Genomic DNA, 14,119 nt, shown 5'->3' with positions numbered 1-14,119 from the left:
GCGCCTCAGGGCCGGACCGCGAGAATGCCCGAGTGCACCCGGTACAGCGCCTGTTCGGTGGTGCTGCCGATGATCTTCGCCAGGCCCGGGCGGTAGAGGGTGCCCATGACCACCACGTCGAAGCGCTTCTCGTTGGCGAATTCGCTGATGACCTGGGTGGCCGCGCCCTTGACCAGGTGCTGGTAGGGCCGGCCGACGCCAAAGCGCTCGCCGATGCGGTCCATGCGCTGGCGCGAGCGGCCGCTCATCTGCTCGGCAACCTCCGGCGACCAGGCCACCGGGCCGGCGGCATAGGCCAGGTAGCCGCTGGCCAGGTCATAGGCCTGCAGCAGGTGCAGCTCGGCGCCGCACTGCCGGGCCAGGGCCTGCGCCGACTCGACGATATGGTCGTTGAGCTGGTCGACGAGCACGTCGTCCTGGGACAGGTCCAGCGCGGCCAGCACCCGCTGCGGGCGCGGGTTGTCGGCGGTGCTGACCAGGTGCAGCGGCACCGGGCAACGGCGCAGCAACTGCCAGTCCAGCGGCGTCATGATCGCCCGGCTCAGCGCCGGCTCGTACTGGCTGTCCTTCACCACCAGGTCGATGCCGTGCTGCTCCACCAGGCGCAGCGCCTCCTCCAGCGGGTTCTCGGTCCAGATCGCCTCGACGCCGACCTCGACGCCCTGGGCGCGCAGTTCCACGGCGCGCTCCTCCAGCCAACGCTCCTGGCGCAGCCGGGTTTCTTCGCGGGCGCGGGTCTGCAGCACGCTGTCGAGCACGCCCAGGCCCACCGGCAGGGCATCCAGGGTAACCATGTGCAGGTGGCCGCCACCGGCCAGCGCCAGGGCCTTGGCCCGCGCCATGGCGGCGGAGTCACGGAGCAGGGGATCGCAGATCAGCAGCAGGCGCGTGTAGGCGTTCATGGGGGACCTCCGGAGGGGGACAGGGGTTGTGCCCTAAGCCTGCGCCTTCGCCGTTGCCGGCCCCTTGATGTGCATCAAACGCGCCGCAGCGCCTGCCAACCGGCAGCGAACCCGGCTAGTCGCCGGCCGGCGCCCGGGCGCTGCGCACTTCCCGGGAGACTTGGTTCTGGATGGCGTAGGCCGGGTCTTCCAGGGCGCTGAAGTTGCGCACGTACTGGCGGGCGAAGCCGTCCACGCCCAGTTCGCGGTACTGCTGCACGTGCTTGAGCTCGTGGGCCCAGAGGGCCAGGTTGTGCAGCGCGTCGTCCTCGTTGCGGAACACCACCACGTCGATCAGCGTCACGGCGACCACGTCCTGGTTCTGCAGCATGGCGCTGGCGGCGTCGACGTCCTGGCCCTGGCCGACGCGGTAGCGCACCGCCTGCAGCAGGTCGTCCGGGTACCAGGCCTGCAGTTGCACGCGCAGGTCCAGCGGCAGCGGCTGCACGCCGGCGGCCACCATGCGCTCGCGGGACTGGCTGAGCCACTGCGCCAGGGCGGGTGCGGCGACGTTGCGGGCGTCTTCCTGGAGCACGCCGAATATCCCGTCAGGGTCGGCAACGCAGATGCAGCCGCCCAGGCAGACCTCCGACTGCCCGGCCGGGCAGGCATACAGCGCCGCGCTGGCGCTTAGGCCGGCGGCAAGGAGCAGTGAAAGCAGCGGACGCGACGGACGGGACTTCGACAAGCGGGGCTCCTGGGTTCGGGCAGGCGGGCGAGTATACCCGTGTTGTTTCAGACAACGGCGGTGGGGGGTTAGCTCCCCGGGGATGCCTCGGTGGTCAGCGGCGTTTCACGTAGGGCGCATAACGCCTATGGCGTTATCCGCCGTTTGGCCCTGGCTTCCGGCGGCGCCAGGGTTGACCTTGGCGCTGGCTATGGCCCCGGTGTATCGGCGGATAACCGCGAACGGTTATCCGCCCTACGGCTCCAGGGAGGCACGGTCGTAGGAGCGGACTCCGTCCGCGATATGTCGATCCCGGGCAGCACCATCGCGGATAAGATCCGCTCCTACGCTGCCCCGCTCGCGCCATTCCCCTGTAGGAGCGCGCCCTGCGCGCGAATCGCGGGCAGGGCCCGCTCCTACAGGTTGACGCCGAACAGCCCCCTCTCCCGCTTGCGGGAGAGGGCTGGGGTGAGGGTGTTCTACGGCCGCAACCGCAGCGGGTCCACCAGCCCCGCGGCGATCGCCATCCCCACAAGGTCGGCCAGTGTCTGCGCCTGCATGCGCTTCATCACCCGCGCCCGGTACAGGTCCACGGTCTTCACGCTGATGTCCAGCTGCTCCGCCACCTCGCGGTTGGTGTAGCCGCGCACCAGCGGCAGCAGCACGTCGCGCTCGCGCGGGGTGAGCGCGGCGAGGCGTTCGTCCACCTCGCCCAGGCCGGCTTGCGAGGCGTGCTGGCGGGCGCGGGATTGCAGGGCCTGCTGCACGCTGTCGAGCAGCAGCTGCTCGTTGTAGGGCTTCTCGATGAAGTCCAGCGCGCCGGCCTTGAAGGCGCGGATGACGATGGGCACGTCGGCGTGGCCGCTGACGAAGATCACCGGCAGCTCCAGGCCGCGCCGGCGCATTTCCTCCTGCACGCTCAGGCCGCCCAGGCCGGGCATGCGCACGTCCAGCAGCACGCAGCCGTGGGCGTCGGCCGGGCAGGCTTCGAGGAAGTCGCGGCCGCTGGTGAAGGGCAGCGCCTTCAGGCCCACCGACTCGAACAGCCAGACGGTGGACTCGAGCATGCCCGGGTCATCATCCACCACGTACACCACCGCTTCTTGCGGTACTTCCATGCCCTGCTCCCGTGTTTTTTCCATCATGCCCTGCCCCCTTCGCCGGCCGCCGGCAGCCGGCACTCCAGGCGCAGGCCGTCGGCCGCCGGGCGCGCGTCCAGGGTGCCGCCGAAGCCTTCGACCATGCCGCGGCTCATCGACAGCCCCAAGCCCAGGCCGTCCGGCTTGCTGCTGTAGAAGGGCGTGAACATGCGCCCCAGCGTCTCTTCATCGGCCCCCGGGCCGTTGTCTTCCACCCACACGCAGAGCCGGCCGTCCGCCTCCAGCGCCGAACCGATGGCGATGGCCGAAGGCGCGCCGGCGTGGCGCTCGCGGTTGGCCTCGATGGCGTTGCGCAGCAGGTTCAGCAGCACCTGTTGCAGCAACACCCGGTCGGCGTAGACCGGCGGCAGATTCTCCGCCAGCGCCTGGCCGATGGCTACCCCGCCCTGCCCCGCCTCCCAGGCGCACAGGCCGAGGGACTCGCGCACCAGTTCGTTGACGTCCAGCGCCTGCAGGCGGCGCTGGCCCTTGCGCAGGAAGGCGCGCAGGCGGCGGATGACTTCCGAGGCATGGTTGGCGTGCTCGGTGATGCGCGCCAGGCCCTGGGCCACGCGCTGCGCCGCCTCCGGGTTGCTGCCCAGGGCCGCCAGGTAGCGCTGGCTGGCGCCGGCGTAGTTGACCACCGCGGCCAGCGGCTGGTTGATCTCGTGGGCGATGCCCGAGGCCAGCTCGCCGAGGGTGACCAGGCGCGCGCTGTGGGCCAGTTCGTCCTGGTGGCGGCGCTGCTGGTGTTCGCGCAGTTCGCGCTCGGTCATGTCGCGGGCCACCAGCGAGTAGTAGCGCTCGCCGCCGGCCGCGCGGTGGCCCAGCAGCACCAGCGACACCGGCACCGGCGCGCCATCGCCCAGCGGCCGCAGCTGGCCCTCGGCGCGCCACACGCCCTGGCTGTCGGCCGCCTTCCAGCCCTCCTCCGCCAGGCGTTGCAGCAGGGCTTCGTCGAACAGCCCGGCGAGGCTCTCCGGCAGGCTGTCCTCGCCCAGGTTCAGCGCCTTGCGCGCCGCCGGGTTGGCGTAGTTGGGGCGGGCGCCGGCATCGACGAACAGCACCAGGTCGGCGTTGGCCTCCACCACCTCGGCCAGGCGCCGGCGGTTCTCCTCGGCGCGCACCCGCGCAGTGATGTCGCGGGACACGCTGACCACCTCCACCACGGCGCCGGTGTAGGTCTCGCGGATGGCGCGGCTGGCGGTCTCGAACCACAGGTAGTGGCCGTCGCGGTGGCGCAGGCGGTAGGTCAGGGTCGCGTAGCCGTCCTGCTCCAGGGCGTCGCGGGTGTGGCGGGCCACGCGCTTGCGGTCGCCCGGGTGCAGCAGCGGCAGCACCGACTGGCCGCGCATCTCCTCCGGCCAGTAGCCCAGCAGCGGCCAGGACGAGGGCGAGGCGTCGAGGATGACGCCGTCGAGGGTGCGGCGGGAAATCAGGTCGCTGGTGTTCTCGATGATCTGCCGGTACAGCCGCCGCGCCTGGGCCGCCTCGCGCTCGCCCTGGATCTGCGCGCTGGCCTCGCGGCCGCGCACCAGCACCTCGGCCTGGCCGGCGTCGGGGATGAAGCTCCAGAGGAAGTGCCGGCCGCCCTGCTCGCTGGGCGCGTCCTGCACCGCGCGGGCCTGGGCCAGGCAACTGCGCAGCAGCTCGCGGTGGTTGCTCGGCAGCAGCTCGCGCACGTCGTCCAGGCCCAGTTCGGCGGCCAGGCCATGCAGCGCCGGGTTGCCGTCGAGCAACTGCCCGTCGCCATCCAGCAGCAACGCCGGCAACGGCTCGGCGGCCAGCAGCGGCGCGGTGCGGCGTGCGCCGCCGGCCAGCGCCATTACTTCACCCAGCAGCTCGCCGACCCAGCCCAGCCAGGGCGTGGCGGCGGCATCCCGCGCGGCCAGCAGCAACAGCCCGGGTTCGCCGCCCAGGGCCAGGTTCAACGCCAGCCCATGGCTCCAGCCGGCGCGGCGCAGGCGCCCGCCCAGCCAGCCGGGCAGCGCCAGCAGTTCGTCCAGGGGCATGTCGCGGCGGCCGGCGAAGGCGGCATGCAGGGCCTCGTCGTTGGCCTGCAGCGGGTCGCCGGCGCCCGGCGGCAGGCGTTCGTCGCCAAGCGCCTCGTAGCTGCGCGAACGCGGCCGCCAGGCCAGGTAGAGCGCGCGTTCCAGGGGTGCGCGGGCGCGGCACAGGGCGAGCAGCGCATCGGCCTGGGCGGCCGCCGGCGCGGGCTCGCGGAGCAGGCGCACCAGGGTGTTGAGTTCAGGCATGGAGGCAGTTCCGGGCGCTTTTATTGGAATATAGTATTTATACCATAAGCATATGGTTGTACTTCCATAACTATCTCGGCATTGCTATAAATCGCCCCATCAGCCGCCCGACCCGCCTGCGGGCAGCCAAGAACAATGAGCTAACAATCAGCCACAGGGTGTCCATATGTCGATCTTCGAACAGGGTCTCGCGCCTGCCTCGGTCAACCATACCGCGCTGACCCCGCTGAGCTTCATCGAACGCACCGCCAGCGTTTACCCCGACCGTACCGCCGTGATCCACGGCAGCCTGCGCCGCACCTGGCGCGAAACCTACCAGCGTTGCCGCCGCCTGGCCTCGGCCCTGGCCTGGCGCGGCATCGGCCGTGGCGACACCGTCGCGGTGATGCTGCCCAACACCCCGCAGATGCTCGAAGCGCACTTCGCCATCCCGATGATCGGCGCGGTGCTCAACACCCTCAACGTGCGCCTGGACGCCGAGGCCATCGCCTTCATGCTGCAGCACGGCGAGGCCAAGGTGCTGATCACCGACCGCGAGTTCCACGACGTGATCCGCGCTGCCCTGGGCATGCTCGACCACCCGCCGCTGGTGATCGACGTCGACGACCCGGAATACGGCGAGGGCGAGCCGGTCAGCAGCCTGGACTACGAGGCCCTGCTGGCCGAGGGCGACCCCGAGTACGCCTGGGCCTGGCCGCGCGACGAGTGGGACGCCATCTCGCTGAACTACACCTCCGGCACCACCGGCAACCCCAAGGGCGTGGTCTACCACCACCGCGGCGCCTACCTGAACTCGCTGGGCAACCAGATGACCTGGTCCATGGGCCAGCACCCGGTGTACCTGTGGACCCTGCCGATGTTCCACTGCAACGGCTGGTGCTACCCCTGGACGGTCACCGCGCTGGCCGGCACCCACGTGTGCCTGCGCCGCGTCGACCCGCAGAAGATCCTCACCCTGATCCGCGAGCACCGCGTCAGCCACATGTGCGGCGCGCCCATCGTGCTCAACGCGCTGATCAACATGCCCGACTCGGCCAAGGCCGCCATCGACCACCCGGTGCACGCCATGGTCGCCGGCGCCGCGCCGCCGGCCAAGGTCATTGGCGCGGTGGAGGAAATGGGCATCCGCGTCACCCACGTCTACGGCCTCACCGAGGTCTACGGCCCGGTCACCGTGTGCGCCTGGCACGAGGAATGGGACGAGCTGCCGCTGGACGAGCGGGCCAGGATCAAGTCGCGCCAGGGCGTGCGCTACCCGACACTGGAAGGCGTGATGGTCGCCGATCCGAAGACGCTGGAGCCGGTGCCCCGCGACGGCCAGAGCGTCGGCGAGATCTTCATGCGCGGCAACACCGTGATGAAGGGCTACCTGAAGAACCCCAGCGCCACCGAGGAAGCCTTCGCCGGCGGCTGGTTCCACACCGGCGACCTGGCGGTGTGGCACCCCGACGGCTACGTGGAGATCCGCGACCGGCTGAAGGACATCATCATCTCCGGCGGCGAGAACATCTCCACCATCGAGGTCGAGGGCGTGCTGTTCCGCCACCCGGCGGTGCTGGAAGCGGCCGTGGTGGCGCGCCCGGACGAGCGCTGGGGCGAAACCCCGTGCGCCTTCGTCACCCTCAAGGCCGGCCATGCCGACACCGAGGCGGCGCAGGTCATCGCCTTCTGCCGCGAGCACCTGGCCGGCTTCAAGGTGCCCAAGACCGTGGTCTTCACCGAGCTGCCGAAGACCTCCACCGGCAAGGTGCAGAAGTTCGTCCTGCGCGACTGGGCCCAGAAGCTCTGACCTCCCCTTCCCACTTGCGATAGCGCCCCGGCCAGGCCGGGGCGCCGAGGTACATTCATGCCCGACTACAAGGCTCCGCTGCGCGACATGCGCTTCCTGCTCACCGACGTGTTCGACGCCCCGGCCCTCTGGCGCCGCCTGCCGGCCCTGGCCGAGCGGGTGGACGCCGACACCGCCGAGGCCATCCTCGAAGAAGCGGCGAAGATCACCGGCGGCCTGCTCGCCCCGCTCAACCGCAGCGGCGACGAACAGGGCGCGCAATGGAAGGACGGCGCGGTGAGCACCCCGGCCGGCTTCCGCGAGGCCTACGCCACCTACGCCGAGGGCGGCTGGGTGGGCCTGGCCGGCAACCCGGACTTCGGCGGCATGGGCATGCCGAAGATGCTCTCGGTGCAGTTCGAGGAGATGGTCTACGCAGCCAACGCCAGCTTCGCCCTCTACTCCACCCTCTCCGCCGGCGCCTGCTTGGCGCTGGATGCCCATGCCAGCGAGGCGTTGAAGCAGAAGTACCTGCCGGCCATGTACGAAGGCCGCTGGGCCGGCTCCATGTGCCTGACCGAACCCCACGCCGGCACCGACCTGGGGCTGATCCGCACCCGCGCCGAGCCCCAGGCCGACGGCAGCTACAAAGTCAGCGGCACCAAGATCTTCATCACCGGCGGCGAGCAGGACCTGACCGAGAACATCATCCACCTGGTGCTGGCCAAGCTGCCCGACGCGCCGGCCGGCTCGCGGGGCATCTCGCTGTTCCTCGTGCCGAAAGTGCTGGTGGGCGACGACGGTTCCCTCGGCGCGCGCAACCCGGTCAGCTGCGGTTCCATCGAGCACAAGATGGGCATCAAGGCCTCGGCCACCTGCGTGATGAACTTCGACGGCGCCACCGGCTGGCTGGTCGGCGAGCCGAACAAGGGCCTGGCGGCGATGTTCACCATGATGAACTACGAGCGCCTGTCCATCGGCATCCAGGGCATCGGCTGCGCCGAGATGTCCTACCAGGCCGCCGTGAGCTACGCCCGCGAGCGCATCCAGAGCCGCGCCCCGACCGGCCCGGTGGCCAAGGACAAGGCCGCCGACCCGATCATCGTGCACCCCGACGTGCGCCGCATGCTGCTGACCATGAAGGCCCTGACCGAGGGCGGCCGCGCCTTCGCCACCTACCTCGGGCAGCAGCTGGACATCGCCAAGTACACCACCGACGCCGAAGAGCGCAGCCGCGCCGAAGGCCTGGTGGCGCTGCTCACCCCGGTGGCCAAGGCCTTCTTCACCGACACCGGGCTGGAAAGCTGCGTGCACGGCCAGCAGGTGTTCGGCGGCCACGGCTACATCCGCGAATGGGGCCAGGAACAACTGGTGCGCGACGTGCGTATCGCGCAGATCTACGAAGGCACCAACGGCATCCAGGCCCTGGACCTGGTTGGGCGCAAGGTGCTGGCCAACGGCGGCGAGCTGCTGGCGCTGTTCGCCGGGGAAATCCGCGCCTTCGCCGAGGCCGCGGTGGGCGACGAGTTCAGCGCCCCGCTAGTGGAAGCGCTGGACCAGTTGGAAGCCCTTACCCGGCAACTCCAGGAACGCGCCAAGCATGACCCGCGCGAACCCGGCGCCGCGGCGGTGGACTACCTGCACCTGTTCGGCTACACCGCCTACGCCTACATGTGGGCGCGCATGGCCCGCGCCGCAGCCGGCCAGGCCGATGACTTCCACCAGGGCAAGCTGGCCACGGCGCGTTTCTATTTCGCCCGCCTGCTGCCGCGTACCGAGTCCCTGGCCAGCGCTGTGCGCGCCGGTAGCGAAAGCCTGTATGGGCTGGAGGCTGAGCAGTTCTGATTCCCTGTTGAGCGTGTTGCGCGGCCAGTCCTTTGGGGGTGTGCCGCGCTTTTTTATTTTTGGCGAACGGTGCCGGCCGGTAGCAGTTGTGTTCGGGATGAACGCCGCCCCCTCACCCCAACCCTCTCCCAGAGGGAGAGGGGGCTAGTCCGTGCCGAGAGAGGGAATGGTTTCAGCCGGGGACCATCAGTGTTGCCGACTAACTCCGAAATACCCGAGCACTCCGAACGGTCCCCTCTCCCTTCAGGGAGAGGGTTAGGGAGAGGGCGCTCTGCAGCACAGGCACCACCCACGACCGGCAGAACACCGTTCGCGAGCAAGCTCGCTCCTACAAGTCCCCCCTGCCCCCATCACCCCACCGCCCGGCGTAGAATAACCTCCCCAGCGACCCACCGACGCCCGCCATGCCCCTAGACGACCAGACCCTCCGCGACATCTCCCGCCTCACCCTGCAGCACTACCAGGACAGCGCCGAGGCCTTCCGCGAAGGTACCCGCGACCACGACGTCAGCCAGAACATCGCCGCCCTGCTGCGGCACATCCACGGCGAGCCGCCCTTCGCCCTGCTGGACTTCGGCTGCGGCCCCGGCCGCGATCTCTGCACCTTCAAGGCCCTGGGCCATGCGCCGGTGGGCCTGGACGGCTGTCCGAACTTCGTGGAAATGGCCCGCCAGGCCAGCGCTTGCGAGGTGTGGCTGCAGGACTTCCTGGCACTGGACCTGCCGGCGGCGCGCTTCGACGGCATCTATGCCAACGCCAGCCTGTTCCACGTGCCGCGCCAGGAACTGCCGCGGGTGCTGGGCGAGCTGCGCGCAGCGCTCAAGCCCGGCGGCGTGCTCTTCGCCTCCAACCCGCGCGGGGACAATGCAGAGGGCTGGAACGGCCCGCGCTACGGTTCCTATCACGATTGGGAAAACTGGAAACAGCTGCTCGAAGCGGCGGGCTTCGAGCAGCTGGAACACTACTACCGGCCCGCCGGGCTGCCGCGCGAGCAGCAGCCCTGGCTGGCCAGCGTGTGGCGGCGCGTCGGCTAGCTGCCCTTGGCCGCCCAGGCGTTGAAGCGCAGTTCCAGCTCCTCGCCGTGGTCCACCCAGAAGGCGAAGTCCACCGGCACCGCCTGCTCCAGGTTGGCCGGCGCGGTGTTCAGGCGCTCCACCAGGGCCGGGTCGAGCAGCGCGGTGGTCTTCTTGTTGACCGAGCCGTAGCCCAGCTTCACGGTGTGGATCTTCTGCTGCTCCGGGCGCAGCGAGAAGGCGATGAAGTCCTCCGCCTCCTGCTTCTTCGGGCTGCCCTTGGGGATGGCCCAGGAGTCGATGGCGTAGAGGCTGCCGTTCCACACCACCTTCATCGGCGCGCCCTCCTCCTGGGCGGCGAACACCCGGCCGTTGTAGGCGGTGCTCATCACCACGTCGCCGCTCGCTAGGAATTGCATGGGCTGGGCGCCGGATTCCCACCACTGGATCGACGGCTTGATCTGGTCCAGCTTGCGGAAGGCACGGTTCACGCCCTCGGGGGTGGATAGCACCTTGTAGATGTCCTGCTTGGGCACGCCGTCGGCCAGCAGGGCGATCTCCAGGGTGTACTTGGCGCCCTTGCGCAGCGCGCGCTTGCCGGGGAATTTCTGCGTGTCCCAGAAGTCCGCCCAGCCGGTCGGCGCGGTCGTCAGGCGCTTGGCGTCGTAGGCCATGGCCATGGACCACACCAGCAGGCCGGCGCCGCAGTCGGAGATGGTGCCCGGCACGTAGTCGGCGACATTGCCCAGGCGCGCCGGGTCCAGTTGCTCGAACAGGCCCTCGTCGCAGCCGCGCAACAGTTCCGGGCCCTCGACCTGAACCACGTCCCAGTTGACGCTGTGGGTGTCGACCATGGCCTTGATCTTGCCCATCTCGCCGTTGTACTCGCCGGCGATCACCTTGTTGCCGGTGGCCTGCGTGAAGGGCTTGTAGAAGGCTTCGGTCTGCACATCCTTGCTGGTGCCGCCGAAAGAGATCACGCTCAGGTCGGCCGCCATGGCGCCGGACGCCAGGCCCATGAGCAGGGCCGCCGCTATCGGGTTCTTCATTTCCACCTCTTGGCTTTGTTGTTGGCAGATTGCAAGCACGCTAGGCGCCCGGCCTCTGCGGGCCGGGACGCACGCAAAAGGGATCAGCTGCGGTAGTCGGCCGCGCCGTCCTCGATCAGGCGCAGGGCCGACTCCCAGGCCAGCAGATGCAGGCCGCCGGCCAGGGCTTCCTCTTCCTGCACGGCGACGCGCTCGCGCACCGCTTCGGGCGGGTAGCGCAGCTGGCGGCCGCCGGCCAGGGCCTGGACCTGGGCCTGGCAGGCGCGTTCGAGGAAGTAGATCTGGTTGAAGGCCTCGGCGATGCAGCGCCCGGTGGCCAGCAGGCCGTGGTTGCGCAGGATCATCGCCATGTGCGGGCCGAGGTCGCGGACCAGGCGCGAGCGCTCGTCCGGGTCCAGGGCGATGCCCTCGTAGTCGTGGTAGCCCAGGCGGTTGTGGTACTTGAGCGCGTGCTGGCTGATCGGCAGCAGGCCCTCCTCCTGGGCCGACACGGCGATGCCGGCGGCGGTGTGGGTGTGGATCACACAGGCCACGTCCGGGCGCGCGGCGTGCACCGCCGAGTGGATGTTGAAGCCGGCGCGGTTGACGCTGTCGGGGCCGAAGCGCGGGTCGATGACGTCGCCGGCGTGGTCGACCTTGACCAGGTCGGAGGCGCGCATCTCGTGGAACATCACGCCGTAGCGGTTGATCAGGTAGTGCCCCGGCTCGCCCGGCACACGGGCGGAGATGTGCGTGTCGATGTGGTCGGTCCAGCGGAAGTGCGCCACCAGCCGGTACAGCGCGGCGAGATCGCAGCGGGCCTGCCACTCTTCGGCGGAAATACTCGCGGGGTCGATGTTGTAAGCTGTGTCGCGCATGGCAATTCCTTGTCATCAGGCTTGCGCGGCTTGGCTGCCGCGTCGTGCCCCGCAGTGTGCTGGGCCGCCCGCCCGGCCGCCATGCACAGGGGCGCTGGAGTGCCTGCAGTGCTGTTATGGCCGCGCGGCCTGTACAGTTTCCGTTTCCCTTCCACCGGACGCTTCGATGCTGTTGCTCGACCCCACTTGCGAAACGCCCCTGGTCACCCAGATCGTCGACGGCATCGCCCAGGCCATCGACGAGCAGCGCCTGCGCCCCGGCGCCAAGCTGCCCTCCATCCGCCGGTTCGCCCAGACCCACGGGGTGAGCCACTTCACCGTGGTCGAGGCCTACGACCGCCTGGTGGCGCGCGGCTGCCTGAACGCCGTGCCCAACGCCGGCTTCTACGTGCGCGGCCCGCTGGCCGGGGAAACCGCCGACGAGCAGGCCGCGCCGGAATTCGACTTCGACGCCCACCTGCTGCTGCACAAGGTGTTCCAGCCCCTGGGCATGGAACTGCGCCCCGGCGTCGGCCTGCTGCCCGAGCACTGGCTGGATGGCGAAGGCCTGCTGCGCGGCCTGCGCACCCTGGCCCGGGAAGAACCGGCGCAGTTCGGCAACTACGGCCACAGCAAGGGCAACCCGCGCCTGCGCGGCAAGCTGGCCGACCGCCTGGCCGACGCCGGAGTGGCCGCCAGCCCCGAACAGGTGCTGCTGACCAGCGGCGCCAGCCAGGCGCTGGACCTGGCCGTGCGCTACCTGGTGCAGCGCGGCGACCCGGTGCTGGTGGACGAGCCCGGCTACCACAACCTGTTCCTCAACCTGCGCCTGCAGGGCGCCAACCTGCTGGGCGTGCCGCGCAGCGCCGACGGCCTGGACCTGGAGCGCCTGGAACAGCTGGTGCGCGAGCACCGGCCCAAGGTGTACTTCACCCAGGCGCGGCTGCAGAGCCCCACCGGCGCCAGCCTGTCCCTGGCCGCCAGCCACCGCCTGCTGCAACTGGCGGAGAAGTACGACTTCCTGATCGTCGAAAACGACATCTACGCCGACCTCGACCCCGCCGGCCAATTGCTGCTGGCCAACCTCGACCAGCTGGCGCGGGTGATCTACATCGGCAGCCTGTCCAAGGTCATCGCCCCGGCGCTGCGGGTGGGCTTCATCGCCGCCCACCCGGAGCTGATCGAGGAACTGGTGCCGCTGAAGATGGTGGCCGGACTGACCAGTTCGGAACTCACCGAGACCCTGGCCCTGGACATCCTCCTCCAGGGCCGCCAGCGCAAGCACGTGCGCCAGCTCCGCGAGCAGCTCGGCGAGGCCCACGACAGCGTGGCCCGGCGCCTGGAGGCGGCGGGGCTGGAGCTGTTCCACGAACCGCGCGCCGGGCTGTTCCTCTGGGCCCGGCACCGCGCGGTGGCCGACGCCACCCAACTGGCCGAACGGGCCAAGGAAGCGAAGATCCTGCTGTTCCCCGGCCAACTGTTCATGCCCGACGGCCGCCACGTGCCCTGGCTGCGCTTCAACGTCGCCCACTCGCTGGACGAACGGCTCTACGCCTTTCTCTCCCGCCAGGACGGCTCTTCGTAGGAGCGAGCTTGCTCGCGAACGCTTCAGCGTCAGGCAGGTTCGCGAGCAAGCTCGCTCCTACAGGTCGGGCACCTCACGCCGATCCGGCGGATATCGCCAGGCGCCGCGCCAGCGCTTAGACTTGCCGCCCATCATGAACCAGCCAAGAGAACACCATGGGCGCCCAGTGGAAAGCCAAACATAAGGAAGCCGCCGCCAACGCCAAGGGCCGCGTCTTCGGCAAACTCGCCAAGGAAATCATGATCGCCGCGCGCAATGGCGCCGATCCGGACATGAACCCGAAACTGCGCCTTGTAGTCGAGCAGGCCAAGAAGGCCTCGATGCCGCGCGACACCCTGGAGCGCGCCATCAAGAAAGGCGCCGGCCTGCTCGACGGCGGCGCCAGCTTCGAGCGCGTGGTCTACGAAGGCTTCGCCCCGCACCGCGTGCCGGTGATCGTCGAATGCCTGACCGACAACGTGAACCGCACCGTGGCGGAAATCCGCGTGCTGTTCCGCAAGGGCCAGCTGGGCGCCTCCGGATCGGTGGCCTGGGACTTCGACTACCTGGGCCTGATCGAGGCCACCCCGGCCAGCAGCGACGCCGACGCGGAACTGGCCGCCATCGAGGCCGGCGCCCAGGACTTCGAGGCGGGCGAGGAAGACGGCGACACCCTGTTCCTCACCGACGCCACCGACCTGGACGCCGTCTGCCGCGCCCTGCCCGAGCACGGTTTCACAGTCGCCTCGGCCAAGCTCGGCTACAAGGCGAAGAACCCGGTGAGCCTGTCCGGCGCGGAGCTGGAGGAAGTCGAAGCCTTCCTCGACGCCCTGGACGGCAACGACGACGTGCAGAACCTCTACGTCGGGCTGGCCTGACGCCACACGCCGGGTCCCCGGGGGCGTAGGGCGTATAACCGTTCGCGGTTATACGCCGTTTCACCTTTCTCATCGCCAACGCCATGGCTGAGCCAGGCGTTCCCGCCCAGAATGCCCAGGCTCGCCCCCAAGCGGGGTTCGACCAAGGCCAAACGGCGTATAAC

At 69.8% G+C, this 14,119-nt stretch carries 11 protein-coding genes; 5 read left to right on the top strand and 6 right to left on the bottom strand.

What is annotated here, in order from left to right; genetic code table 11:
- Positions 1-5: 5 nt before the first annotated feature.
- The 4 genes from M8R19_RS30790 to M8R19_RS30775 form a co-directional block, all read right to left on the bottom strand.
- Positions 6-902 (bottom strand): universal stress protein, encoded by an 897-nt coding sequence (locus M8R19_RS30790; protein WP_249919858.1) that lies wholly within the window; start codon positions 900-902, stop codon positions 6-8.
- A 115-nt stretch (positions 903-1,017) separates the two neighbouring features.
- Positions 1,018-1,629, bottom strand: a complete 612-nt coding sequence (locus M8R19_RS30785) for an eCIS core domain-containing protein (RefSeq protein WP_116425284.1) — start codon at positions 1,627-1,629, stop codon at positions 1,018-1,020.
- 458 nt (positions 1,630-2,087) lie between these two features.
- Positions 2,088-2,726 carry a response regulator transcription factor gene (locus M8R19_RS30780; RefSeq protein ID WP_043314570.1) on the bottom strand — a complete coding sequence of 213 codons (639 nt, stop codon included), beginning with the start codon at positions 2,724-2,726 and terminating at the stop codon, positions 2,088-2,090.
- 23 nt (positions 2,727-2,749) lie between these two features.
- A complete protein-coding gene (locus tag M8R19_RS30775) occupies positions 2,750-5,002 on the bottom strand; it encodes a PAS domain-containing sensor histidine kinase (RefSeq protein WP_116425285.1) in 2,253 nt (750 codons plus the stop codon).
- Positions 5,003-5,168: 166 nt separating this feature from the next.
- Between M8R19_RS30775 and M8R19_RS30770 the strand changes: the two genes are divergently transcribed.
- From M8R19_RS30770 to M8R19_RS30760, 3 genes are all read left to right on the top strand, one after another.
- Positions 5,169-6,791, top strand: a complete 1,623-nt coding sequence (locus M8R19_RS30770; RefSeq protein WP_009620014.1) for an acyl-CoA synthetase — start codon at positions 5,169-5,171, stop codon at positions 6,789-6,791.
- Between the two features lie 57 nt (positions 6,792-6,848).
- Positions 6,849-8,615: an acyl-CoA dehydrogenase C-terminal domain-containing protein gene (locus M8R19_RS30765; protein WP_249919857.1), complete on the top strand. Its 1,767-nt coding sequence runs from the start codon at positions 6,849-6,851 to the stop codon at positions 8,613-8,615.
- Positions 8,616-9,019: 404 nt separating this feature from the next.
- Complete coding sequence (locus M8R19_RS30760; protein WP_249919856.1) at positions 9,020-9,649, top strand: class I SAM-dependent methyltransferase; 630 nt, start codon at positions 9,020-9,022, stop codon at positions 9,647-9,649.
- Here the strand turns inward: M8R19_RS30760 and M8R19_RS30755 are convergent.
- Positions 9,646-10,677 carry an ABC transporter substrate-binding protein gene (locus M8R19_RS30755; protein WP_249919855.1) on the bottom strand — a complete coding sequence of 344 codons (1,032 nt, stop codon included), beginning with the start codon at positions 10,675-10,677 and terminating at the stop codon, positions 9,646-9,648. The two genes, M8R19_RS30760 and M8R19_RS30755, sit on opposite strands and share 4 nt — an antisense overlap.
- A gap of 83 nt (positions 10,678-10,760) precedes the next feature.
- Positions 10,761-11,534 (bottom strand): class II aldolase/adducin family protein, encoded by a 774-nt coding sequence (locus M8R19_RS30750; RefSeq protein WP_074979677.1) that lies wholly within the window; start codon positions 11,532-11,534, stop codon positions 10,761-10,763.
- Positions 11,535-11,700: 166 nt separating this feature from the next.
- Between M8R19_RS30750 and M8R19_RS30745 the strand changes: the two genes are divergently transcribed.
- Together M8R19_RS30745 and M8R19_RS30740 are read left to right on the top strand one after the other, a co-directional pair.
- A complete protein-coding gene (locus tag M8R19_RS30745; RefSeq protein ID WP_249919854.1) occupies positions 11,701-13,098 on the top strand; it encodes an aminotransferase-like domain-containing protein in 1,398 nt (465 codons plus the stop codon).
- Between the two features lie 155 nt (positions 13,099-13,253).
- Positions 13,254-13,955 (top strand): YebC/PmpR family DNA-binding transcriptional regulator, encoded by a 702-nt coding sequence (locus tag M8R19_RS30740; RefSeq protein ID WP_249919853.1) that lies wholly within the window; start codon positions 13,254-13,256, stop codon positions 13,953-13,955.
- Positions 13,956-14,119: the final 164 nt, after the last annotated feature.

The organism is Pseudomonas sp. R3.Fl, assembly GCF_023516765.1.
GTDB classification, from domain to species: Bacteria; Pseudomonadota; Gammaproteobacteria; order Pseudomonadales; family Pseudomonadaceae; genus Pseudomonas; species Pseudomonas citronellolis.
This window is presented reverse-complemented; position numbering and strand designations above follow the sequence as displayed.